At 57.7% G+C, this 20,089-nt stretch carries 20 protein-coding genes; 11 read left to right on the top strand and 9 right to left on the bottom strand.

Annotated elements, in window-relative coordinates:
- Nucleotides 1–78 precede the first annotated feature (78 nt).
- The 3 genes from tig to ACR0I7_RS02545 form a co-directional block, all read right to left on the bottom strand.
- Nucleotides 79–1,410 (bottom strand): trigger factor, encoded by a 1,332-nt coding sequence (gene tig, locus ACR0I7_RS02555; RefSeq protein WP_480509689.1) that lies wholly within the window; start codon nucleotides 1,408–1,410, stop codon nucleotides 79–81.
- A gap of 186 nt (nucleotides 1,411–1,596) precedes the next feature.
- The gene (locus ACR0I7_RS02550; protein ID WP_480508120.1) at nucleotides 1,597–2,721 is read right to left on the bottom strand and encodes a porin; all 1,125 of its coding nucleotides are present in this window, start codon (nucleotides 2,719–2,721) and stop codon (nucleotides 1,597–1,599) included.
- A 309-nt stretch (nucleotides 2,722–3,030) separates the two neighbouring features.
- Nucleotides 3,031–4,719, bottom strand: coding sequence for an NAD(P)H-hydrate dehydratase (locus ACR0I7_RS02545; RefSeq protein WP_480508118.1), 1,689 nt, complete (start codon nucleotides 4,717–4,719; stop codon nucleotides 3,031–3,033).
- Between the two features lie 169 nt (nucleotides 4,720–4,888).
- On the opposite strand from ACR0I7_RS02545, the gene ACR0I7_RS02540 reads away from it, so the two are divergent.
- From ACR0I7_RS02540 to ACR0I7_RS02520, 5 genes are all read left to right on the top strand, one after another.
- Nucleotides 4,889–5,227 (top strand): P-II family nitrogen regulator, encoded by a 339-nt coding sequence (locus ACR0I7_RS02540; protein ID WP_480508116.1) that lies wholly within the window; start codon nucleotides 4,889–4,891, stop codon nucleotides 5,225–5,227.
- Between the two features lie 33 nt (nucleotides 5,228–5,260).
- A complete protein-coding gene (gene glnA / locus ACR0I7_RS02535) occupies nucleotides 5,261–6,667 on the top strand; it encodes a type I glutamate--ammonia ligase (RefSeq protein ID WP_480508114.1) in 1,407 nt (468 codons plus the stop codon).
- A 100-nt stretch (nucleotides 6,668–6,767) separates the two neighbouring features.
- Nucleotides 6,768–7,412, top strand: coding sequence for an MSMEG_1061 family FMN-dependent PPOX-type flavoprotein (locus ACR0I7_RS02530; RefSeq protein ID WP_480508112.1), 645 nt, complete (start codon nucleotides 6,768–6,770; stop codon nucleotides 7,410–7,412).
- A 66-nt stretch (nucleotides 7,413–7,478) separates the two neighbouring features.
- Nucleotides 7,479–8,273 (top strand): lytic murein transglycosylase, encoded by a 795-nt coding sequence (locus ACR0I7_RS02525; RefSeq protein WP_480508110.1) that lies wholly within the window; start codon nucleotides 7,479–7,481, stop codon nucleotides 8,271–8,273.
- Nucleotides 8,274–8,472: 199 nt separating this feature from the next.
- A complete protein-coding gene (locus ACR0I7_RS02520; protein WP_480508108.1) occupies nucleotides 8,473–9,384 on the top strand; it encodes a hypothetical protein in 912 nt (303 codons plus the stop codon).
- 36 nt (nucleotides 9,385–9,420) lie between these two features.
- On the opposite strand, the gene ACR0I7_RS02515 is transcribed toward ACR0I7_RS02520, so the two are convergent.
- Nucleotides 9,421–10,164 (bottom strand): heme-dependent oxidative N-demethylase family protein, encoded by a 744-nt coding sequence (locus tag ACR0I7_RS02515; protein ID WP_480508106.1) that lies wholly within the window; start codon nucleotides 10,162–10,164, stop codon nucleotides 9,421–9,423.
- 125 nt (nucleotides 10,165–10,289) lie between these two features.
- Between ACR0I7_RS02515 and dddP the strand changes: the two genes are divergently transcribed.
- Complete coding sequence (gene dddP, locus ACR0I7_RS02510) at nucleotides 10,290–11,633, top strand: dimethylsulfonioproprionate lyase DddP (RefSeq protein WP_480508104.1); 1,344 nt, start codon at nucleotides 10,290–10,292, stop codon at nucleotides 11,631–11,633.
- Between the two features lie 9 nt (nucleotides 11,634–11,642).
- On the opposite strand, the gene ACR0I7_RS02505 is transcribed toward dddP, so the two are convergent.
- On the bottom strand, nucleotides 11,643–11,837 hold the full coding sequence (locus ACR0I7_RS02505; RefSeq protein ID WP_480508103.1) for a hypothetical protein: 195 nt from the start codon (nucleotides 11,835–11,837) through the stop codon (nucleotides 11,643–11,645).
- 254 nt (nucleotides 11,838–12,091) lie between these two features.
- On the opposite strand from ACR0I7_RS02505, the gene ACR0I7_RS02500 reads away from it, so the two are divergent.
- Nucleotides 12,092–13,312 (top strand): bifunctional alpha/beta hydrolase/OsmC family protein, encoded by a 1,221-nt coding sequence (locus ACR0I7_RS02500; RefSeq protein ID WP_480508101.1) that lies wholly within the window; start codon nucleotides 12,092–12,094, stop codon nucleotides 13,310–13,312.
- A 24-nt stretch (nucleotides 13,313–13,336) separates the two neighbouring features.
- Here the strand turns inward: ACR0I7_RS02500 and ACR0I7_RS02495 are convergent, their stop codons facing one another.
- The 3 genes from ACR0I7_RS02495 to ACR0I7_RS02485 form a co-directional block, all read right to left on the bottom strand.
- Nucleotides 13,337–13,663 carry a hypothetical protein gene (locus ACR0I7_RS02495; protein ID WP_480508099.1) on the bottom strand — a complete coding sequence of 109 codons (327 nt, stop codon included), beginning with the start codon at nucleotides 13,661–13,663 and terminating at the stop codon, nucleotides 13,337–13,339.
- An 11-nt stretch (nucleotides 13,664–13,674) separates the two neighbouring features.
- On the bottom strand, nucleotides 13,675–14,235 hold the full coding sequence (locus ACR0I7_RS02490) for a hypothetical protein (protein WP_480508097.1): 561 nt from the start codon (nucleotides 14,233–14,235) through the stop codon (nucleotides 13,675–13,677).
- Nucleotides 14,236–14,393: 158 nt separating this feature from the next.
- Nucleotides 14,394–14,726 carry a hypothetical protein gene (locus ACR0I7_RS02485; protein ID WP_480508095.1) on the bottom strand — a complete coding sequence of 111 codons (333 nt, stop codon included), beginning with the start codon at nucleotides 14,724–14,726 and terminating at the stop codon, nucleotides 14,394–14,396.
- An 89-nt stretch (nucleotides 14,727–14,815) separates the two neighbouring features.
- Between ACR0I7_RS02485 and purB the strand changes: the two genes are divergently transcribed.
- The 4 genes from purB to ACR0I7_RS02465 all read left to right on the top strand — a co-directional run bounded on the left by purB (nucleotide 14,816) and on the right by ACR0I7_RS02465 (nucleotide 19,230).
- The gene (gene purB / locus ACR0I7_RS02480; RefSeq protein ID WP_480508093.1) at nucleotides 14,816–16,120 is read left to right on the top strand and encodes an adenylosuccinate lyase; all 1,305 of its coding nucleotides are present in this window, start codon (nucleotides 14,816–14,818) and stop codon (nucleotides 16,118–16,120) included.
- A 377-nt stretch (nucleotides 16,121–16,497) separates the two neighbouring features.
- Complete coding sequence (locus ACR0I7_RS02475) at nucleotides 16,498–17,037, top strand: tetratricopeptide repeat protein (RefSeq protein ID WP_480508091.1); 540 nt, start codon at nucleotides 16,498–16,500, stop codon at nucleotides 17,035–17,037.
- Nucleotides 17,038–17,105: 68 nt separating this feature from the next.
- Entirely contained in the window at nucleotides 17,106–18,200 is a 1,095-nt protein-coding gene (locus tag ACR0I7_RS02470; RefSeq protein ID WP_480508089.1) for a flagellar motor switch protein FliG, read from the top strand.
- Between the two features lie 106 nt (nucleotides 18,201–18,306).
- A complete protein-coding gene (locus tag ACR0I7_RS02465) occupies nucleotides 18,307–19,230 on the top strand; it encodes a lysophospholipid acyltransferase family protein (protein WP_480508087.1) in 924 nt (307 codons plus the stop codon).
- On the opposite strand, the gene ACR0I7_RS02460 is transcribed toward ACR0I7_RS02465, so the two are convergent.
- Complete coding sequence (locus ACR0I7_RS02460; RefSeq protein ID WP_480508085.1) at nucleotides 19,231–19,932, bottom strand: DUF1223 domain-containing protein; 702 nt, start codon at nucleotides 19,930–19,932, stop codon at nucleotides 19,231–19,233.
- Nucleotides 19,933–20,089: the final 157 nt, after the last annotated feature.

Genomic DNA, 20,089 nt, shown 5'->3' with positions numbered 1-20,089 from the left:
TCACCTCATAAGTAAAAAGCCACCCATGCGGAGCCGTCTTATTTCAGGCGGCTCCGCTAAGTTTTGCTAGGAGAGGATTTATTCCTCTTCCAGTGCCTCAACAGCTTTCTGCAGGTCGTCTTTGTTGACCTCTTTGTCAGCGACCTGGGCCAGTTCGAAAACATAGTCGACAACCTTGTCTTCAAAGATCGGCGCGCGCAGCTGCTGCTGCATCTGGGCATTCTGCTGAACGAACTCGAAGAACTGACGCTCTTGGCCTGGATACTGGCGCGCCTGGTTCATGATCGCTTGGGTCATCTCTGCGTCGGTCACTTCAACCTCTGCTTTCTGACCCAGCTCGGCCAGCAGTAGGCCCAGACGTACGCGGCGTTCGGCCAGCTTGTTGTGTTCGTCTGTGGGCTCTACTTCGCCATGATCGTGGCCTTCGACGTCGGGGTTTTCCTCGTGGAACAGCTGATGGGCGATCTGTTTTGCCTCAGCTTCAACCAGCGACGGCGGCAGGTCGAACGACACTTTCTCGTCCAGCGCGTCCAGCAGGCCACGCTTCATGACGGCGCGCGATGCACCTGCGTACTCGGCTTCCAGGCGCTCTGAAATCTGACCTTTCAATGCTTCCAGATCGTCTGCACCGAACTTCTTAGCCAGTTCGTCATTAACCTCGGCTGCGACTGGTTCCTTCACCTCTTTGACTGTGCAGGTAAAGACGGCATCTTTGCCCGCCAGATGCTCTGCACCGTACTCTTCGGGGAAGGTGACGTTGACGTCTTTTTCTTCTTCAGCCTTCACACCAACCAGCTGCTCTTCAAAGCCGGGGATAAAGCTGTTCGAGCCCAGAACCAGCGGGTAGTCCTCTGCCGAACCGCCTTCGAATTCTTCGCCGTCGACTTTACCGACGAAATCGAACACGATCTGGTCGCCATCTTTCGCTTTCGAGCCCTTGCGGCGCGCTTTGAAATCCTGAGCGGTTTCAGCCAAGTTGTTCAGCGCTTCTTCGACGGCCGCGTCGTCAGCTTTGACAACCAGCTTTTCCAGTTCGACCGATTTCAGGTCAACCTCGGGAATCTCAGGCAGCGCTTCGTAAGACATGGCAACTTCGACGTCGTCGCCTTCTTTCCAGTCTTCGTTGGTCATCTTGACCTCGGGTTGCAACGCAGGGCGTTCACCGCTGTCTTCAAAGTGCTTGTTCATGGCACCGTCGATGGTTTCCTGCATCGCTTCGCCCAGCAGACGCTGGCCAAACTGCTTTTTCAGCAGCGCCATCGGCACCTTGCCTTTGCGGAAACCCTTCATCTCGACTTCGGGCTGCGCCTCGGTCAGTTTTTCGTTGACCTTTTCGTCCAGCTCGGCCGCGGTGACGGTGATGTTATAGCCGCGTTTCAGACCTTCGTTCAGCGTCTCGGTAACCTGCATTATGGTAGTCCCCATAGGATTCGGGGCGCGCAAAACGGGCGCGCCGGGCAAATTTGACGCCTTCTATTTGCCCTGCCGCTCGCGCGCAAGGGGCAATGCCCCGATCAACCATGTTTTGCACCCCAATACGTGCAAAAAAACGCCCCGGAGCAGGCCGGGGCGTTTTAACCTCAGACAGAGGCGCGATTAGAACCGCCAGCGGGCCCCAAGAACCCAAGCTTCGTTGTTCTGAAACGACGCGCTGTCTTCGAAGTCGTGATTGCGGTACTTCAGGTAGGCATCGGTGTTGATGCTGTCGAGCCGTTGTACAACCGCGATGCCCCAAGCCGACGTGCTGGACCCATCATTTTCGAAGTCCGCACCGTCATAATAGTCGATACCAACACCGGTCTTGCCAAGCGAGATCCACTCACCTTCGTAGGCAACCTTGCCATACCAATAGTTCGGATCGGATGCGCCCGCGGCATCGTTGTCGCGTGTACCACCAGCAACGGTAAAGCTCAGGCCGCTGGGCAACAAAACCGATGCAGAACCGATGGTATCCTTGCGGTCACCCGAGTTATCATCTGCTGAACGCACGGCATAGGCCAAAGCAGCCGAGAACTCGATACCACCGCTAAGCGTATTCTCATAGAACACGCCGACATCATAGTACTCGTCATCATCACTGCTTGAGAGGATGTTCTGACCATACGCAAACCCGGCCGAGAAGCCGTTGTAGCTGGGCGTATCGTAGCGAACGCGGCCCCGGCGCGCGCCGTCAAAGTTGCTGCTGGAATCGCCGATGGTGATATCGCTCAGCAGGCCATCGGTTCCCCGATAGAAGAACCCCGAGTTTTCATCGTTCGTAAAGGAGTAAAGCGCGGTGCCAACATAGGACAGATCAACTTCTGCCGCCCCGTCCGAAACCATGCTGCCCTGACCGGCAGAGAAGCGCCCCCAATCACCTTTCAGCGCAAAGTCGACGTGACGGATATCTTCGCGGGTCCAACCGCTGAAGTCGGTCCCAAGCTGGTTCCATTCGGACGAATTGGGCAGACCAAGCGCTGTTTCCAGGCGGAAGGTGAACTCATTCTTGCCAAAAGGTTGCATCAGACGCAGGCCAACGCGGCTGTTTGACAAGTCGTTATCCAGCACGCGGGTTTCGGTATCTTGCCCATCATCAACTGAAATCAGCGCCGGGTTAAACTGCCCATACAGCAGAACATATCCGCCGCTGTTGTTTTCATATTTCAGCTCTGCCGCGGCGGGGAGCGCCGTGGTTGCAGCCAGCGCGGCAACGGCGGAGGTCACTTTAAGGTTAAGGGTCATTGCACTCACCATGAGAGTTTATGGTTTCGGTACTGCTCAAATGTTTACTGATCGTGAGCTTTCCAGAGGCGCCCGCCCTGTCATGTGTGTGCATTGCAAATACGCCACAGCGCCGACGGACAAGAAACCGACATTCTCATTATTTTTCAGAACATTGCACTGAAAGCCCCAAACACATGCAAAACACGCGCAAGTAAATTCTGCGTATCTGTCGTGCGTTTGGCAAACATCTGGTATGCATCTATGCAAAGATAAGTGGCAGGATTTCGCCGATCCACCCCACCATAGGCCACAACACGCGCAACAAGTTCACATATTCATCTCTCTGAACACTTCAGGCAGTTGTTCCGGCAGATCTTCAGCTATCAAACCCGGCCCAAACCGCCGCGCGCATTCCACATGCAGCCATGCTGCGGTTTCGGCGGCGAGCATGGCATTGAATCCCCGTGCCAACAATCCGGTGATAAAACCCGCAAGGACATCGCCAGACCCTGCGGTTGCCAGCCAGGGCGCCGCACGTTCGTAATACGCAGAGTTAACCGAGCATTGACCGTCCGGCGCGGCGATCACCGTGTCCGGGCCCTTGAACAGAACCACGCACCCTGCCCGTTTTGCAGCCTCTCGGGTCGCATCGACCTTGGAGAAGGCTGGGCCTTTGACCGGGCTCTCATCGAGTTTTTTCGCAATGTCCGGAAACAGGCGTACGAACTCGCCCCCGTGCGGGGTCAGCACACAATCCTTGTGAAGCATATCAAACAAGGACACGGGATTGTCCGCAAACGCGGTCAGAGCATCTGCATCCAATACGGTGGTCCTCCCGACCCGCAGAGCAGCCGGAACCAGCTCCCGCGCACGGTCCAGCCCTAATCCAGGCCCAAGGCACAACGCGTTCAGCCGCTCATCCTGCAGGGCTTCGGTGAATGCATCGCCGCCGTCAATGCGCTGAAGCATGATAGCGGCAACCTGCGCCGCGACCTCCATCTGCGCTGCCGGGGGCACGCCCAATGTCACCAGCCCCGCCCCAATCCGCAGGGCCCCGCGTGCCGCCATACGGGCGGCACCCGTTTTACCGGGGCCACCCGAGAGGATCAGCGCATGGCCGTAGCCATATTTATGGTCGCCCGATACCGCTTTCTTATCGAGATCATGCCAGGGCCACGTCAGTCCGGACCGACCTTTCGGTGACTCAAAATCCAAACAAATGACCCGACCTTTAGATCTGGGAGAGTTGAGATGCGCCGGATGCCGGTCCTCAGCCCCAAGCCCAATGTCCACCACACGAACCTTATGACAGGTAGCCGAGAGAACGTGGCCAATCTTCTTTCTGTGAAAGGTGACTGTCAAATCAGTTCCGATGAGCCTCGTTGAAGCGTCCTGCGTCCACCAGTTCCAATGGGATTCAAGGTCTCTCTCATCATCCCCTGTTTCCTTCGGCATCAAAGGCAAAAGGAATTTGCCGCTGTCGGCATCGAACCCAGATGGGCAATCAACAGCGATCCGGCGGAAAGGAACAAGCCATGGATGCACATCCCCAACGCTTCGCTTTTCAACTGAATGATACGCCTCTGCCAAAGCCGACGGGATCGCCCGGCTGAGACCTGTGCCGAACAACGCATCTATCAAGATATCCGGCCGGTCGCCGTGCGCCACCGCCTCAATGGTCAGTTCCTTGATCTGTCCCAGCGCGCCCCAACGGTCATAGTTCACACGCGCATCCGGGGGCAGTTTCTCGGTATCGCCATACAAAAAAACTTCAATCCCCCAGCCGCGCTCTTTGAGCAACCGTGCGATGACAAAACCGTCTCCTCCGTTGTTCCCCGGCCCGCACAGAACAACAGCGCGTCCTGAGGTCTCTGCCAATTCCGGCCACTCTTTAAAGATCGCCTCGACAACACCGCGACCGGCGCGCTCCATAAGTTCCAAACCGGTTACCTGACCAGAGTCGATGGCCGCCTGTTCGATGGCCCTCATCTGTGCTGCTGTCAGCAACTCCGTCATCTCAAATCCTTCGGCGATTCAATTTCGATTACTTTTTGTGCAATCAGGTCAAAATTTAACCTGTCGCCTATTTTCTCTGCACTCCGTCGCTGCCGATTTCGCTATCGGATTGCCGCCCGATCTTAGACGTGGTCAGTGCCATCCTGACAAGAGTTAAAGGGAGCCCGGGATGAAGAAGATCGAAGCGATCATCAAACCGTTCAAACTGGACGAAGTGAAAGAGGCGCTGCAGGACGTAGGCGTCCAGGGCCTCAGCGTGGTCGAGGTCAAGGGCTTTGGCCGACAGAAAGGTCACACCGAGCTCTATCGCGGGGCGGAATATGTCGTCGACTTTCTGCCCAAGGTAAAGGTCGAGGTCGTCTTGGATGATGATCAGGTCGACTCTGCCATCGAAGCCATCGTTGGCGCCGCAAAAACCGACAAGATCGGCGACGGCAAGATTTTTGTCTCGCCCGTTGAGCAAGCCATTCGTATCCGCACCGGCGAAACCGGCTCGGACGCCCTGTAACACAGCAATCTTCAAATCAGAGGAACAAATAGTATGAGCAAGGACGCAGTTCTTCAGCTGATCCGTGATGAAGACGCCGAATACGTCGACATCCGCTTTACCGACCCGCGCGGCAAGCTTCAGCACGTCACCATCATGTCCGATCAGGTCGACGAAGACTTTCTGGAAGAGGGCTTTATGTTCGACGGTTCGTCCATCGCGGGCTGGAAATCAATCGAAGCATCCGACATGAAACTGATGCCCGACACTGACAGCGCCTATGTCGATCCGTTCTATGCGGAAAAAACCATCTGCCTGCACTGCTCGGTTGTTGAGCCTGACACTGGTGAAGCCTATGAGCGTGACCCGCGAGGCACTGCTCAGAAAGCCGAAGCGTACCTGAAGGCTTCCGGTATTGGTGATGTGGCCTATATGGGTCCTGAGGCCGAATTTTTCCTCTTTGATGACGTTCGTTTCTCGAACAGTATCAACAAGGTATCCTACGAAGTTGATGCGACTGATGCATCGTGGAACACCGACACCGAATACGAGATGGGCAACATGGGCCATCGTCCGGGCGTCAAAGGTGGTTACTTCCCCGTAAACCCCGTTGATGAAGCGCAGGACCTGCGTTCGGAAATGCTGTCGACCATGAAGCGTCTGGGCATGAAAGTGGACAAGCACCACCACGAGGTTGCGTCTTGTCAGCACGAGCTGGGTCTGATCTTCGACAGCCTGACCAAGCAGGCCGACGAGCTGCAGAAATACAAGTACGTCATCCACAACGTCGCGCACGCCTACGGCAAGTCGGCGACCTTCATGCCCAAGCCGATTGCAGGTGACAACGGCACCGGTATGCACGTGAACATGTCGATCTGGAAAGACGGCAAACCGCTGTTCGCTGGCGACAAATACGCTGATCTGTCGGACGAAGCTCTGTGGTTCATCGGCGGTGTTCTGAAGCACGCGAAGACCCTGAACGCCTTCACCAACCCGTCGACCAACAGCTACAAGCGTCTGATCCCGGGTTTCGAAGCGCCTGTTCTACGCGCCTACTCGGCCCGTAACCGTTCGGGTTGTGTCCGTATTCCGTGGACCGAAAGCCCGAAAGCCAAGCGCGTCGAGGCCCGCTTCCCCGATCCGGCTGCAAACCCCTATCTGGCGTTTGCTGCGCTGCTGATGGCTGGTCTGGACGGCATCAAGAACAAGATTGATCCGGGCGAAGCCATGGACAAGAACCTGTACGATCTGCCTGCCGAAGAACTGGCCGATATCCCGACCGTCTGCGGCAGTCTGCGTGAAGCTCTGGAAGCGCTGGCATCTGACCACGACTTCCTGCTGCAAGGCGACGTGTTCACCAAAGACCAGATCGACGGCTACATCGCCCTGAAGATGGAAGAGGTCGAAACCTACGAGCACACCCCGCACCCGGTTGAGTACGGCATGTACTATAGCTGCTGATCCGGTTTGGGTTACATCTGCAAGGGCGTCCATCCGGGCGCCCTTGTTTCGTTTGGGATGATCTTCCACACTTGCGATATCCCCGGACAGGAGAGATCGCATGCCATCCGACGCCCCTTTTGCCCAGTTTTCGAACCTGGTGACCTCGGTTGCCGAACTTGAGGCCATCACCGGCGCCCCCCTGCCCCAGATCATCGCCAAAGAGCTGACGGCGCTGGACCAGATGTGCCGCGATTTCATCGCTGCGTCGCCCTTTTGCCTGATCGCTTCGGCCAACCCGGCGGGGTATCTGGATATCTCTCCCCGCGGCGATCCTGCCGGGTTTGTCGATGTCTTGTCGGACACGCTGATCGCCATTCCTGACCGCCCCGGAAACAAACGGGTGGATACGTTTCACAACATCCTGCAAGATCCGCGCGTCAGCATCATCTTCATGGTGCCCGGCAAGATGGAGACGCTGCGCCTGCGCGGCACCGCGCGACTATGCGCCGATCCGAAACTGCTGAACCGGATGGCGGTGCAGCGCAAATCCCCGAAACTTGCTGTTCTGGTCCATGTCGAAACCGTGTTCGCCCATTGCCCGAAATGCGTTGTCCGATCACATCTGTGGCAGCCCGAAAACTGGCCGGACGCCTCTCATCTTGCGAATATGAACGCGATGATGGTGAAACACGCCAAGATCAACAAGACGCCCGAGGAATGGTTCGAAAGCCTGAAGCACACCGACGAGCTGGATCTCTATTAACCCCTTTGCCAAGGGCCGCAGTCGGCGTAGCCTAAGGACAAGATATTCAGAGTCAGGATTTCACAGATGCGTCGTTTTCTTTCCGTGCTTTTTGTTGGTGCCGCCCTATCCACGCCCGCCGTGGCCGCCCCTTGCGGCAATACCAGCGCGGGGTTCGAGGCCTGGAAGGCGGATTTTGCGAAACAGGCCAAGCGCGCGGGTGTCAAGAAAAAGGGGCTGCAGGCGCTGGCACAGACGCAATACGCCAACCGCACCATCGCAGCTGACCGCAATCAGAAGAGCTTTAAGTATTCGCTGGACAAGTTCATGCAGGTGCGCGGGGCAAACACTATCGTTGCACAGGGGCGCAAGCGCAAAGCCGCCAACCCGCAATTCTATGCGGCGCTGGAACAGCAATACGGGGTCCCCGCAGGTGTTCTGATTGCTATTCACGGCATGGAAACCGGCTTTGGCGGCTTTATGGGTGACAGTCAGGTTGTTTCCGCAATCACAACACTGGCCTATGATTGTCGCCGCTCGGATTTCTTCATTCCGCATGCAATTGGGGCACTGAAACTGGTGGATCAGGGCAGCATCACCATGGCGACAAAAGGGGCAAAACATGGCGAATTGGGTCATACGCAGTTCCTGCCGGGCAATGCGATAACCTATGGTGTGGATGCCACCGGCGACGGCAGGGTCGATTTCTACAACATGACGGATTCTCTGGCGTCCACCGCGAATTTCTTGCGTAAGAAAGGATGGAAGCCCGGACGCGGCTATCAGCCGGGCGAGCCGAATTTCGTCGTCATACAGCAATGGAACGCGGCAACCGTCTATCAAAAATCCATCGCGATCATGGCTGCCCGAATCGACGGATGACGGATTGTGGTCAATCCCCATCCGAAACCCAATTCGGCCACATTGTTGCCACAGATGCTGGATTTTGCCGCGAATAAGCTTGGTTTCCAAAGCGTAATCAATCCCGCAAAATTTTAACTTTTTTGCATTTTCGTCAAATTTTCCACTAGATCCGCCGCTAGAGTGGGTGTCCAGAGCTAGAACGGCAGAGGAATGTGCTGTGACTTCAAGGCACAAATATCACGGTGGACTTCAGTTCAACGGCAATGCGGCGGGCGCGCTTGACCGTTGCTGTCGTATTGTTTCTGCGACGCTGGAAGACTATGGCCACCTTGTCGAACGCAAAACGATCCTGAGCGATGTTGAGGCCAGCATTGTGTCGAGCCACTATATGGTTCGGATCTGCTTGGATACATCTGACAACGAAGCCGATGACCGCCATGGCAGGCTGGACAAGGCTGCGGGTTTGAAAACAATGACCCGCCGTTCAATCTCTCTGCCCAAACATCGGCTGACAATTACCATCTCTCCGGTGTCCGACCTATTGGACGACGCCGAGATTTCGGAACTTATTCTGGTGGTGATGTTGTACCGCTTGGTGGATATCTGCTCGACTCAGCGGGTCGAGTGGTTGTCACCCAATACAGTGCTGACTATCGAGCAGTTTCTCAGCACCTTCGATACCTTCACACCCCGCAAGCCGCGCGAACGCAAACAGATTTTCGCGTCGGTTAGCGGACCTTTTGCCGGATTAAATGCCTCTGATGAAATAGAAGAAAACGACCCGACACCTACCCCAACATCTTCTGGTCGTCCGATACAGCTTTCTGACGATCAGTTGCTGAGCATTGCGTTCCGAACGGACGCGCAGCAGGCACCGGATGTGGAGGCCCCGACAGACGAGGATGACGAGGATGAGCGTCCCAGCGATATTATGCGGCTCACCAGTTGGGGCATGACCGGCTGCGTGGCCAGCTTTTCCGCACCGGTTGCGTTGTCGATGGCAGCGGTCAATCTGATCCGGGGCGAAGATTTCCGCCTGAACACACAGGTTCTGGTCTTTACGGTGGCGATTGTCGCGCTGAACGCCAGCAATGCCTTTGCCGACGTCGCGACCGTGCTGGGCATGTAATCAAATTATCAACGACCCTCCTTGGAGGCCCCGCCATCAGGCGGGGTTTTCCATTTCTGACACAAGGTATTCCGGCAATACGTAGGTGTGGATCGAGAACACAACAGCACGCGTCTGCGCCAGGCGCAGCAGGGTTTGCCGCTCGCTGCGCAGAAACTGCGCAGTACCCTTGTCCTGTACGTCGCGAGGGTCCTTGGCGCTGCGGGGTTGATGGAGCTCGGCCTCCTCATACCAAAGCGCATTGAACCGCCAGAGCGGTCGACCGACCTGAATCCCATCAAACAGGCGCTGCACGCGGCGGGCGATGTTTTGATCGTAGCTGGCGACCGGTACGTGAATATCCGTCAGCGGGCGCATGAATTTCTCGGACAAGCGCCAGCTTGCCGGAAAGCAAAGAATTGCGCCGGTCAGAACATGCTCGCCGCCATTTTTTTGCAAAATGCAGAAATCCTCCTGCACCAGCTGACACAACGTGTCGAGCGGCCGTGTAGGGTCGATGGGAACGCGAACACCGTCAGGACGGATCGCTTCGTCCCCTGCCCCCGGATACACTGTGTCCAGAACCAACTGCAGCAGTTCCTGTGCCGCGTCCATAGCCTGTGGGTCCAGCGCCAGAACGTCAGGCCGATCCTGGTGCAACAGCGTCTCGCGCCGTTGCATCTGGGCGGCAAATGCGTCGTCCTGATGCAGCCAGCTGTCCATACTGGCAGGCTGAATTCCTGGCAGCGGGGGCTGATTGAGCGGGTCGTAAGGAATCTGAGTTTGCAGAATGACAGTCATGCCCCTGCACTAACACTCAGGCCTGAAGATGTCGGGTGAAAAGCGACCAGAAAACGGTCGCAAATCACTCAGACGCGCGAATTCGCCAACTCCAAGCTGGGCTCAGATGTAAAAGGGGGCGGCCCATGAACAACCATTATCGGGACAGCCGCAAGATCGACCCGAACCGCGGCGCTGTGTTGGGCGATGGATCACCCAATGACAACAATCGGATCGAGATCGGACCGACCCAGCTTGCCTTTCACGAATGGGAAGCAGCAGGGTTGGACCTGCCAAATCTTGAGAAGATGCGGCAGCACCGCTGGGCGCGCCTGACACAGGCCATCGTACAGCGTGGCTATGGCGGGCTGTTGCTGTTTGACCCGCTGAACATTCGTTATGCGACCGACAGCACCAATATGCAGCTGTGGAACACACACAACCCGTTTCGCGCGGTCCTAATATGCGCGGACGGCTATATGGTGATCTGGGACTATAAGAATTCACCGTTTCTCTCGAAGTTTAATCCTTTGGTTTGCGAGCAACGATCCGGGGCTGATCTGTTCTATTTCGATCGCGGCGACAAGGTGGATGTGGCCGCTGACGTGTTCTCAAACGAAGTACGCCAGCTGATTGCAGAGCATGGCGGCGGCAACCAAAGACTTGCCGTCGATAAGATCATGCTGCACGGGTTACGCGCATTAGAAGCACAGGGCTTTGCCATCATGGAAGGCGAAGAACTGACCGAGAAAACCCGCGCCGTGAAAGGGCCGGATGAAATCCTTGCCATGCGCTGTGCCCATCATGCTTGCGAAACCGCCGTTGCCGGGATGGAAGACTTTGCCCGCGCAAATGTCGGGGACGGAACCACCACCGAAGACGATATCTGGGCTGTTCTGCACGCCGAGAACATTCGGCGCGGCGGGGAATGGATCGAAACGCGGCTGCTGGCTTCGGGTCAGCGCACGAACCCCTGGTTTCAGGAATGCGGCCCCCGGATCACCCAAAGGAATGAGATCATCGCCTTTGACACCGATCTGATCGGTGCGTACGGCATCTGCATCGACATCTCTCGGACCTGGTGGATCGGCGATCAACAGCCCCGCCCGGAAATGATCTATGCCATGCAGCATGCTCATGAGCATATCATGACCAATATGGAGATGCTGAAGCCGGGTGTCATGATCCCCGAATTGACGGCCAAGGCCCATAAGCTGGATGACAAGTTTCAGGCGCAGAAATACGGCTGCCTGATGCATGGAGTTGGCCTGTGTGACGAATGGCCTCTGGTGGCTTATCCCGACAAGGCGGTGGACGGTGCATATGATTACCCGCTCGAGCCAGGCATGGTATTGTGTGTCGAGGCCTGCGTCGGAGCAGTGGGCGGCGATTTCTCAATCAAGCTGGAGGATCAGGTCCTCATCACCGACGAGGGGTATGAGAACCTGACCACTTATCCTTTCGATGCAGCCCTGATGGGGTGCGGGTGAACGCTGCGTTCAGTTCGGCCACCTGGAGCGCATCACATTTCCATGCCAGTCCTCCAGTGGCGCTGGCGCGGTGGCATCGAGCGCGATGCTGGTGACGGGCCAGTTCTGGCCAAGCGCAAAACCGATCACACCGGTCAGCAGCAGAGCAATCAGAAGTCCCGGCTGAAACCCAGCCGCGCGAAGTGCAGGTGTTATATGTGCCATCTGAATCTCCTTCGAGGCGGATTGAACAATGGCAATGTGGGATACGGGAAGAATTAATGAAAACGAATGTTTGACCGATATATCATCACATATGTTGATGAATTTTCTTTAACCGTTCTTACCGCCCCGTTTATCTCAGCACAGGGGCTGCGCCTTAGAATAACCTCACCTTCGCGTGACGGTTCTGACATAAGGGTTGAGACCTCAGGTCGATGACCACAGTATTGAGCCTGTCCCCTAGCCAAGGAGCCCCCATGCCAACGGAACGCATCACATTCGCCGGACATGACGGCAGCCAACTGGCCGCGCGCCTTGATCTGCCGGATGGTCCCGTTCTGGCGACAGCGTTGTTTGCGCATTGTTTTACCTGCTCAAAGGATATCCCAGCTGCCCGGCGCATCTCGGCCCGGCTGGCAGCTATGGGGATTGCGGTCTTGCGGTTCGATTTCACCGGGCTGGGACATTCCGGGGGCGAGTTTGCCAACACAACCTTTACATCGAATGTCGAGGATCTGATCGCTGCAGCGCATTATCTGGCCGGGCGCAACATGGCCCCTGCCTTGTTGATCGGCCATTCCCTTGGCGGCGCGGCGGTGCTGCGCGCGCGGGCTGGTATCCCATCGGTCAAGGCCGTGGTCACCTTGGGCGCACCAGCAGACCCCGGCCATGTTTCGCATCATTTTGAGGCCGCCCTGCCCGAGATCGAACAGACCGGCAGCGCCGAGGTCACGTTGGGCGGCCGCCCGTTCCGTATTGGGAAGGCGTTTGTCGACGATATCTCGGAAACCGCGCTGACCCCGGCGATTGCCGATCTCAAGGCAGCACTATTGATCCTGCATGCCCCGCGCGACGAAACCGTCAGCATCAACAACGCAAACACGATCTTTCTGGCCGCTAAACACCCGAAAAGCTTTGTCACGCTGGACGACGCCGACCATCTGATCACGCGCGCGGAGGACGCCGAGTACGCAGCAGATGTGATCGCAGCCTGGGTCTCGCGCTATGTCAGCCTCAAGCCGCCCGCGCCGCCGCCCGGTGCGCCCGAAGGGGTTGTGCGCGTCACCGAGGCTGATCCCGCTGGCTTTTTGCAGGATATCCAGTCCGGTCCCCGTCACCACGCAGTGGCGGACGAACCGATTTCATATGGCGGAACGGATCGCGGCATGTCGCCTTATGGCTTTGTCTCATCAGGTCTGGGCGCGTGCACATCCATGACCATTCGCATGTACGCCCGGCGCAAACGCTGGCCTCTGACCGGGATCAGCGTTGATGTTTGCCACAACAAGGTACACGCACAGGATGCCGGTCTGGTCAGCGAAGGCAAGGTCGACCAGTTCCGGCGTAAAATTCGGCTGCTTGGCCCTCTGGACGCCGACCAGCGCGCAAGACTGCTGGAGATTGCCGACAGGTGCCCCGTTCACCGGACACTGGAGGCGACGGCGCATATCACGACCGAACTTCTTCCGTCTAACTGATCGCCTCCGTAGAACCAGCCGATATCAGCGGCGACGCGGTACCGGCCGATGGATCGGTGGCCGCGCTGCTGGCGGGCGCGCAACAGGTGGCCTTGGCCGTGCCGGGGGTTTTGCAATCGGCGGCTTGGGACGCGCGGGCGGTTTGCCTGCAGGCGGTGGCGGGCGATCCGGTCGATTAATATCCACATCGACGTCAACATCGCGATGATAATAATCGTTCCAGAGCATCGAGTCATAAAACGGGTCATACCCATAGCCAACACCGACCGAGACGCCTTGGCAGCCGGCAACCGTAAAGCCCGCTGCCCCCAGGCCCAACACCATCGCCGCGCGTTTCAGAAGTCTATGCATCACATGCCCCCTCACTGCGCCGGACGGAATGACGCGAAAACGGCATTCAGGTCCTCGACATAAGCCGGGTCAGCGCCATCCCGCAGGATGGCGACCGCCACAGCAACGCGGCTCCTCGGCAAATCAACAACCGTCGCGGTAAAGCTTATGCCGCGGCCATCTCGGACGCCGGTGCCCCGAATGATCTGGGCCGGACGGCCGCCGATGGTTGACCGTGTGTTTGCGGTTACCTGCGGGTCCTTGACCAGAAACTTATCGATGTCCCGCAGATACTGAATCCCATCAGATATCGTCGCCACACCCTGCGGCGAGACAAACCCCATCCAGACGGAATCGTCATTGATCGGACGCAGACCCATCACACGGGCAACACCGCGCGTGTCGCCGACCTGACTGTCTTCGATATCGCGCGGCCCGCCTGCACGAAGAATCCAGAAATCTGGCATCTCGAACCGGAACAGCGCTGTGTCGCCCTCTGTATAGGTGATCGGAGTGTCAGCCGCAGCAGGTGCACCAAGTCCCAGCACGGTGACACCACAGACGGCCAGCATCGACCTGAATGAAATAATCATATCGCAATAACCTGATTAGTCCTTTGATCTCAGCCTGGACCGTTGCTGTCGCGTTTGTCCAGCAGAACGTTGATCGAACAATAAAAGCCTTGCGTACCATGCGCGTATCATGTGGCGCGGTTGCCAATATCAGGTGGCTTCAAAGACTGCTGGCACATTCACTGCGCGTATGTTCCGTCGGTCACGTCGTCGCCCGCACCTATAAACCGGATCGTGTCGCCGCTCTGTTCGACCGTATAACACGCCCAGAGATCCGAAGGCGGCCAGACCGAGCAATACTGATCCCCGCGCACCGCCCAGCGCCCCGTTGACGGGCGACCGGAGAAATACTGCGTCTGCATCGAGGCCTCAAAGCTCTGCCAGGCGCCGCCCTCGTAATTGAGCTTTTGCCCAGTCAAAGCGGACAGGATCTCTGCGCCCGACAGCGCGCGAAACTCTTCTGCGGCCAGAAAACCGGGCCAGATTGCTAAAATCAGGGCAAACCGTCTCATACCTACACTCGTGCCTTGTTCCTCTGGGCGGCGGGGTTTAAACCCCGCCGCAACGCCTCTTGCCAAATCACAATAAGGTGCTGTTGCCCATGATTCCACGTTATTCCCGCCCCGATATGGTTGCCATCTGGTCGCCCGAGAGCAAGTTCCGCATCTGGTACGAGATCGAGGCCCATGCCTGTGACGCGATGGCCGATCTGGGCGTGATCCCGCGCGAGAACGCCGAGGCGGTATGGAAAGCCAAGGACGTGGAATTCGATGTGGCCCGGATTGATGAGATCGAGGCCGTCACCAAACATGACGTCATCGCCTTTCTGACCCATCTGGCCGAACATGTCGGCAGCGAAGAGGCGCGTTTTGTGCATCAGGGCATGACCAGCTCGGACGTGCTGGACACCTGCTTCAACGTGCAACTGACCCGCGCCGCTGACATCCTGATTGCTGATCTCGAGGGGCTGCTGGCCGCGCTGAAACGCCGGGCCATCGAACATAAAGATACCGTTCGCATCGGCCGCAGCCACGGCATCCACGCCGAACCCACCACCATGGGCCTGACCTTTGCGCGTTTCTATGCTGAGATGGACCGCAACCTGTCGCGGATGCGCGACGCCCGAGCCGAAATCGCCACCGGCGCCATCAGCGGCGCGGTTGGCACCTTTGCCAATGTCGACCCGCAGGTCGAAGAGCATGTTTGTGACAAACTGGGGCTGGTCCCCGAACCAATCAGCACCCAAGTCATCCCCCGTGACCGTCACGCGGCCTTCTTTGCCACGCTGGGCGTCGTCGCCAGCAGCATCGAAAACATCGCCGTCGAAATCCGCCATATGCAGCGGACCGAGGTGCTGGAGGGGGCCGAGTTCTTTTCGATGGGCCAAAAAGGCTCGTCCGCTATGCCACATAAGAAGAACCCGGTGCTGACCGAGAACCTGACGGGGCTGGCCCGTATGGTGCGCGCAGCCGTGATCCCTGCGATGGAGAACGTGGCGTTGTGGCACGAGCGTGACATCTCGCATTCCTCGGTCGAACGGATGATCGGGCCGGATGCAACAATCACGCTGGATTTCGCGCTGGCCCGCCTGACGGGCGTTGTCGACAAGATGCTGATCTTCCCCGAGAACATGCTGGAGAACATGAACAAGTTCCCCGGTTTGGTGATGAGCCAGCGGGTTCTTCTGGCGCTGACCCAGGCCGGGGTCAGCCGCGAAGATGCCTATGCTATGGTGCAGCGCAACGCGCTGAAGGTCTGGGAACACCGCACGGATTTCAAAGAGGAACTTCTGGCCGACGCCGACGTCACCGCGGCGCTGAGCGTCGAAGAAATCGAAGAGAAATTCGACCTTGGCTATCACACCAAACATGTCGACACGATCTTCTCGCGCGTCTTTGGTGAATAATCACCTGCCGCAATGACACGAAAAGGCCCGGACCGTCTTGCGCGGCTCGGGCCTTCTTTTTTGCAAGCGCGCGCAAAATCGGCTATTCTGACCCCGCAGTTTCGAGATCGGGAGAACCGCGATGATCCGTGCAATTTTATGTTCATTGGCCCTTGTCTGCACGTCTTCGGCAGCCCTCGCCTGCAGCGGGCATTCCAAGCAGACGCAAACTTGCGCCCCGGGGACTTACTGGGACAGCGCAAGCCAAAGCTGCGCAAAACTGGTCGGCAGCTGAAAAAATCTTTCCTACTTGTGAATAAAAGCGACGCATCACTTGTTAGCTTTTTTATAGATCACGCTATGCTTGATGAGAGCAGTCTTTAGAACGGAGTAGGAATATGCGCCTTGTATTAGCCTCAGCAATTGCTTTTCAGGCTTTTGCCTTTGCCCCAGCGGTTCACGCTGCAGGTGGTGACAGCAACCCGCCCAAACCCACCAACACAACAAAAAAATGCCTATTTGGGCGCGTTTATGACGAGGCCGCTGGGCGTTGCGTCAAGCCGAACAAAAGCAATTTCACCGACGATCAGCTGTATGATGCGGTACGCGAGCTGGCCTATGACGGTCAGTATGAACACGCGCAGAGTATTCTGAGGGTCATGGATCAGAACGATGATCGTGTGCAGACCTACTGGGGCTTCACCTATCGCAAAATGGGCGAGCTGGAGCTGGCAAACACCTTCTACCAGAATGCGATCAGCGCCAACCCCGACAACATCCTGGCCCGAAGCTATATGGGACAAGGCTTTGTTTCCGAAGGCAAAACAGATCTCGCAATCGCGCAATGGCGTGAGATCAAAGAACGCGGCGGAGAAGGCACCTGGGCCGAAGCCTCGCTGCGCGAGGCCATTCAAACCGGCCTGACCTACAGCTACTGAGCTTTAGGCTTTCTTTACCCAAGAACCGGTACTCTGCCTGTGGGACAAACAGTTGGCACCACAGGCAGATGCAGGACAACAACGCATTAATCGAAATGGCACCCGGTGCCGCCCCTCAGGCCGTCGTCGGCCCCGAGGATAATGAGCGGCTGGTGCCGCGTTCGCTCAGCAATCTGGAAAAAGCCGCCGTTGTCGTGCGCCTCTTGCTGAACGAAGGGGCCGACATCGCACTGGAAGAGCTGCCCGACGACCTGCAGGAAAAACTGACGCAGCAGCTGGGCAGAATGGGGCTGATCGACCGCGTCACGCTCGCCTCGGTCGCCGGAGAGTTCGCGGATGCGCTGGACAGCATTGGTCTGGCATTCCCCCATGGGCTTGCCGGGGCGCTGGATGCGGTCAATGGCAAGATCGCCCCCGCAACCGCCGCACGCCTGCGCAAGGTCGCCGGTGTCAGGCAGATCGGGGATCCGTGGCAACGTCTCCGCGAGGTTCCGCCCGAAGATCTGGCCGTGATGGCACAGGCCGAAAGTATCGAGGTCGCAGCTGTCATGCTGTCGAAACTCGACACGGCCAAGTCCGCACAATTGCTGGGTCACCTGCCGGGACCCGTGGCGCGCCGCATCACCTATGCGGTTTCCAAAACCGCGAATGTCACGCCGGAGGCGGTGGAACGGATCGGTTGGTCCTTGGCCGCGCAACTGGATCGACGCCCCACCCCTGCGTTTCAGGACGGCCCTGGCGCGCGGGTCGGCGCGATCCTCAACCAGTCCACCGCTTCGACCCGCGACGGGCTGCTCACGGCGCTGGATGAAGAGGATGTGGACTTTGCAAACATGGTTCGGCAGGCGATCTTTACCTTCGCCCATATTCCGGCGCGCATATCCCCCCGCGATGTCCCGGCCCTGATCCGCGACGTTGATCCGGCGGTTCTGGTGACTGCCCTTGCCGGAGCCTCTGGTGATCAGGACGCAGCAACGGTTGAGTTCTTGCTGTCCAATATGTCGACGCGTATGGCCGACAATCTGCGCGAAGGGATTTCTGAGCGTGGAACGGTCAAACAGGCCGATGCCGAAGATGCAATGACCAACATCGTCGGTGTCGTTCGGGGCCTTGTTGATGCAGGAACAATCACCCTGATCGAAGCCGACGACGAGGACACCTGAACGCAGCGCTCTGTCTGACCCCGGCCGGCTCGGGCAGACCGCTTGTGGTAAAGGCAGTCGGCCTGTATGTCTGGCGCGAACTAGGAAAACCCTGCGAGTCCTCTGGATGCCCGTCGAAAAGTCTGAACTAAGCCGCTTTGAGCTTGGAAAATACTATGTGGCCAACCTTTTCCTGAGGGGGGTCATCGGGGGCATGCGGCTCCTGCCCTATGAGACACGAATCGCGACGATGGGTGCGATCGTGCGCGGTCTTGCGCCCGTGGTCGGCTTTCGCAAACGCGTTCGCCGGAACCTGAAACTGACCTGCCCGGACTTACCAGAGGCCGAGGTCAATCGCATCTGCAACGCCGTCCCCGACAACGCGGGCCGCGCGATCATGGAGCATTTCTCGCCCGAGGGTTTCACCGACCGTCAAAGCGGTGCCAAAATCTCGGGCCCTGGGCTTGCGGCCTTTGACCAAGCGGTGGCAGAAGGTCGGCCTGTCATGATGATCACGGCCCATTTCGGGCACTACCTAGCCGCCCGCGTTGCCCTGCAAACCCATAGCGGCAAGCCGATCGGGTGCCTCTACCGCCGCATGGCGAACCCCTATTTCAACGAGATGTATGTCGATGCGTTCCATCAGACCGGCAAACCGATGTTCGAACAGGGCCGCCGCGGCATGGTTGAAATGGTGCGCGCGCTGAAAAGTGGCGGGATCATCGCCATCGTCTCGGACCTGCATGCGCATGGCGGCGAAGAACTGACGTTTTTTGGCAAGCCCGCGGTAACCTCGTTGCTGAACGCGGAACTGGCGATGAAGTACAAGGCGGTCCTGATCCCGTGCTACGCCGTACGGCAGCCCAACGGCATCGACTTTGAGATCGTCCTGCATGATCCGGTACCGCATACCGATCCCAAGACCATGACGCAGTTCACCAATGACGATCTGGAGGCGATGGTCCGTCAGCATATGGGCCAGTGGTTCTGGATCCACCGTCGCTGGAAAGCCTGGAACGGAATGGGCGTGCAGCCCGAAGATATGCCCTGACTACTTCACGTTTGTGGCCGCAATGATCGGCCCGTGACCTGAGCGCTGGATCAGGACGACGGCTGGCAGATCCTCGGTCAGTGTCGCCGAGAACTGCTGTGCAGAGGCTCCATCCCAGTGCCCTGCGACCTGCCATGTCTCAACCACATTCGCATAGTCCAGATCGTGGCCCGCCAGCTCTCCTCTGCGGATCGAGGCGTGACGCAGCGGCGAATATTGCACGACATGCACGTCATAGCTGTAGCCGGCTGGCAAATCGACCGGTGTCACATCCACCGTCACGCCATCTCCGGCGCGCGATGCATCGACCGAGGCAACCGGTGCAGCCGTTAGATGGGCTTCGACAATATCCGACAATTCACGCACTTTGGTTCCAACAACATCTTGCTGGCCGTTGATCACCATCTGCGGCGTGTAGATCATCGAACGCCCGCCCTCGCGCGCATAGGCGCGCTGCCGGGCGGCGTGCGCCGGATCGGCATATTCGTCTTTCCAGCCGATATAGTCCCAATAGTCCACATGCAGCGCCAACCCGATAATGTCATCTCGCTTGACCAGATCATGCATTAGCCGGTCTGCTGGCGGGCAAGACGAACATCCTTGTGAGGTGAACAATTCGACCACCACGGGATTGCTTTCGGCCACCACCGGGGCCGAAAGGGTAAAAGATACTAGAGCGGTCAGTGCCAACGATCTGAACATGTTTTGTCTCGCTTGGTAAGGCGTCCCAACCGATTTAAACCCTTAACACTTCAACAGCCAATCAAGGTTTCTTGAAACGTCTTTGATCAGCATATCAGGAAAATTGTATGCAATTGCATACAAAAATTACCTATTGAAAGTTCAAGGCCTTGAAACA

The organism is Ruegeria sp. AM1 (genome assembly GCF_056540745.1).
This window is presented reverse-complemented; position numbering and strand designations above follow the sequence as displayed.

Bases quoted from the DNA above. Each gene is read 5' to 3' on its own strand.
- purB (WP_480508093.1), top strand. From the start codon at position 14,816: ATGATTCCACGTTATTCCCGCCCCGATATGGTTGCCATCTGGTCGCCC.
- dddP (WP_480508104.1), top strand. From the start codon at position 10,290: ATGAACAACCATTATCGGGACAGCCGCAAGATCGACCCGAACCGCGGC.
- ACR0I7_RS02465 (WP_480508087.1), top strand. From the start codon at position 18,307: ATGCCCGTCGAAAAGTCTGAACTAAGCCGCTTTGAGCTTGGAAAATAC.
- ACR0I7_RS02525 (WP_480508110.1), top strand. From the start codon at position 7,479: ATGCGTCGTTTTCTTTCCGTGCTTTTTGTTGGTGCCGCCCTATCCACG.
- ACR0I7_RS02540 (WP_480508116.1), top strand. From the start codon at position 4,889: ATGAAGAAGATCGAAGCGATCATCAAACCGTTCAAACTGGACGAAGTG.
- ACR0I7_RS02470 (WP_480508089.1), top strand. From the start codon at position 17,106: ATGCAGGACAACAACGCATTAATCGAAATGGCACCCGGTGCCGCCCCT.
- ACR0I7_RS02550 (WP_480508120.1), bottom strand. From the start codon at position 2,721: ATGACCCTTAACCTTAAAGTGACCTCCGCCGTTGCCGCGCTGGCTGCA.
- tig (WP_480509689.1), bottom strand. From the start codon at position 1,410: ATGCAGGTTACCGAGACGCTGAACGAAGGTCTGAAACGCGGCTATAAC.
- ACR0I7_RS02545 (WP_480508118.1), bottom strand. From the start codon at position 4,719: ATGACGGAGTTGCTGACAGCAGCACAGATGAGGGCCATCGAACAGGCG.
- glnA (WP_480508114.1), top strand. From the start codon at position 5,261: ATGAGCAAGGACGCAGTTCTTCAGCTGATCCGTGATGAAGACGCCGAA.
- ACR0I7_RS02485 (WP_480508095.1), bottom strand. From the start codon at position 14,726: ATGAGACGGTTTGCCCTGATTTTAGCAATCTGGCCCGGTTTTCTGGCC.
- ACR0I7_RS02500 (WP_480508101.1), top strand. From the start codon at position 12,092: ATGCCAACGGAACGCATCACATTCGCCGGACATGACGGCAGCCAACTG.
- ACR0I7_RS02505 (WP_480508103.1), bottom strand. From the start codon at position 11,837: ATGGCACATATAACACCTGCACTTCGCGCGGCTGGGTTTCAGCCGGGA.
- ACR0I7_RS02490 (WP_480508097.1), bottom strand. From the start codon at position 14,235: ATGATTATTTCATTCAGGTCGATGCTGGCCGTCTGTGGTGTCACCGTG.
- ACR0I7_RS02475 (WP_480508091.1), top strand. From the start codon at position 16,498: ATGCGCCTTGTATTAGCCTCAGCAATTGCTTTTCAGGCTTTTGCCTTT.
- ACR0I7_RS02530 (WP_480508112.1), top strand. From the start codon at position 6,768: ATGCCATCCGACGCCCCTTTTGCCCAGTTTTCGAACCTGGTGACCTCG.
- ACR0I7_RS02495 (WP_480508099.1), bottom strand. From the start codon at position 13,663: ATGCATAGACTTCTGAAACGCGCGGCGATGGTGTTGGGCCTGGGGGCA.
- ACR0I7_RS02460 (WP_480508085.1), bottom strand. From the start codon at position 19,932: ATGTTCAGATCGTTGGCACTGACCGCTCTAGTATCTTTTACCCTTTCG.
- ACR0I7_RS02515 (WP_480508106.1), bottom strand. From the start codon at position 10,164: ATGACTGTCATTCTGCAAACTCAGATTCCTTACGACCCGCTCAATCAG.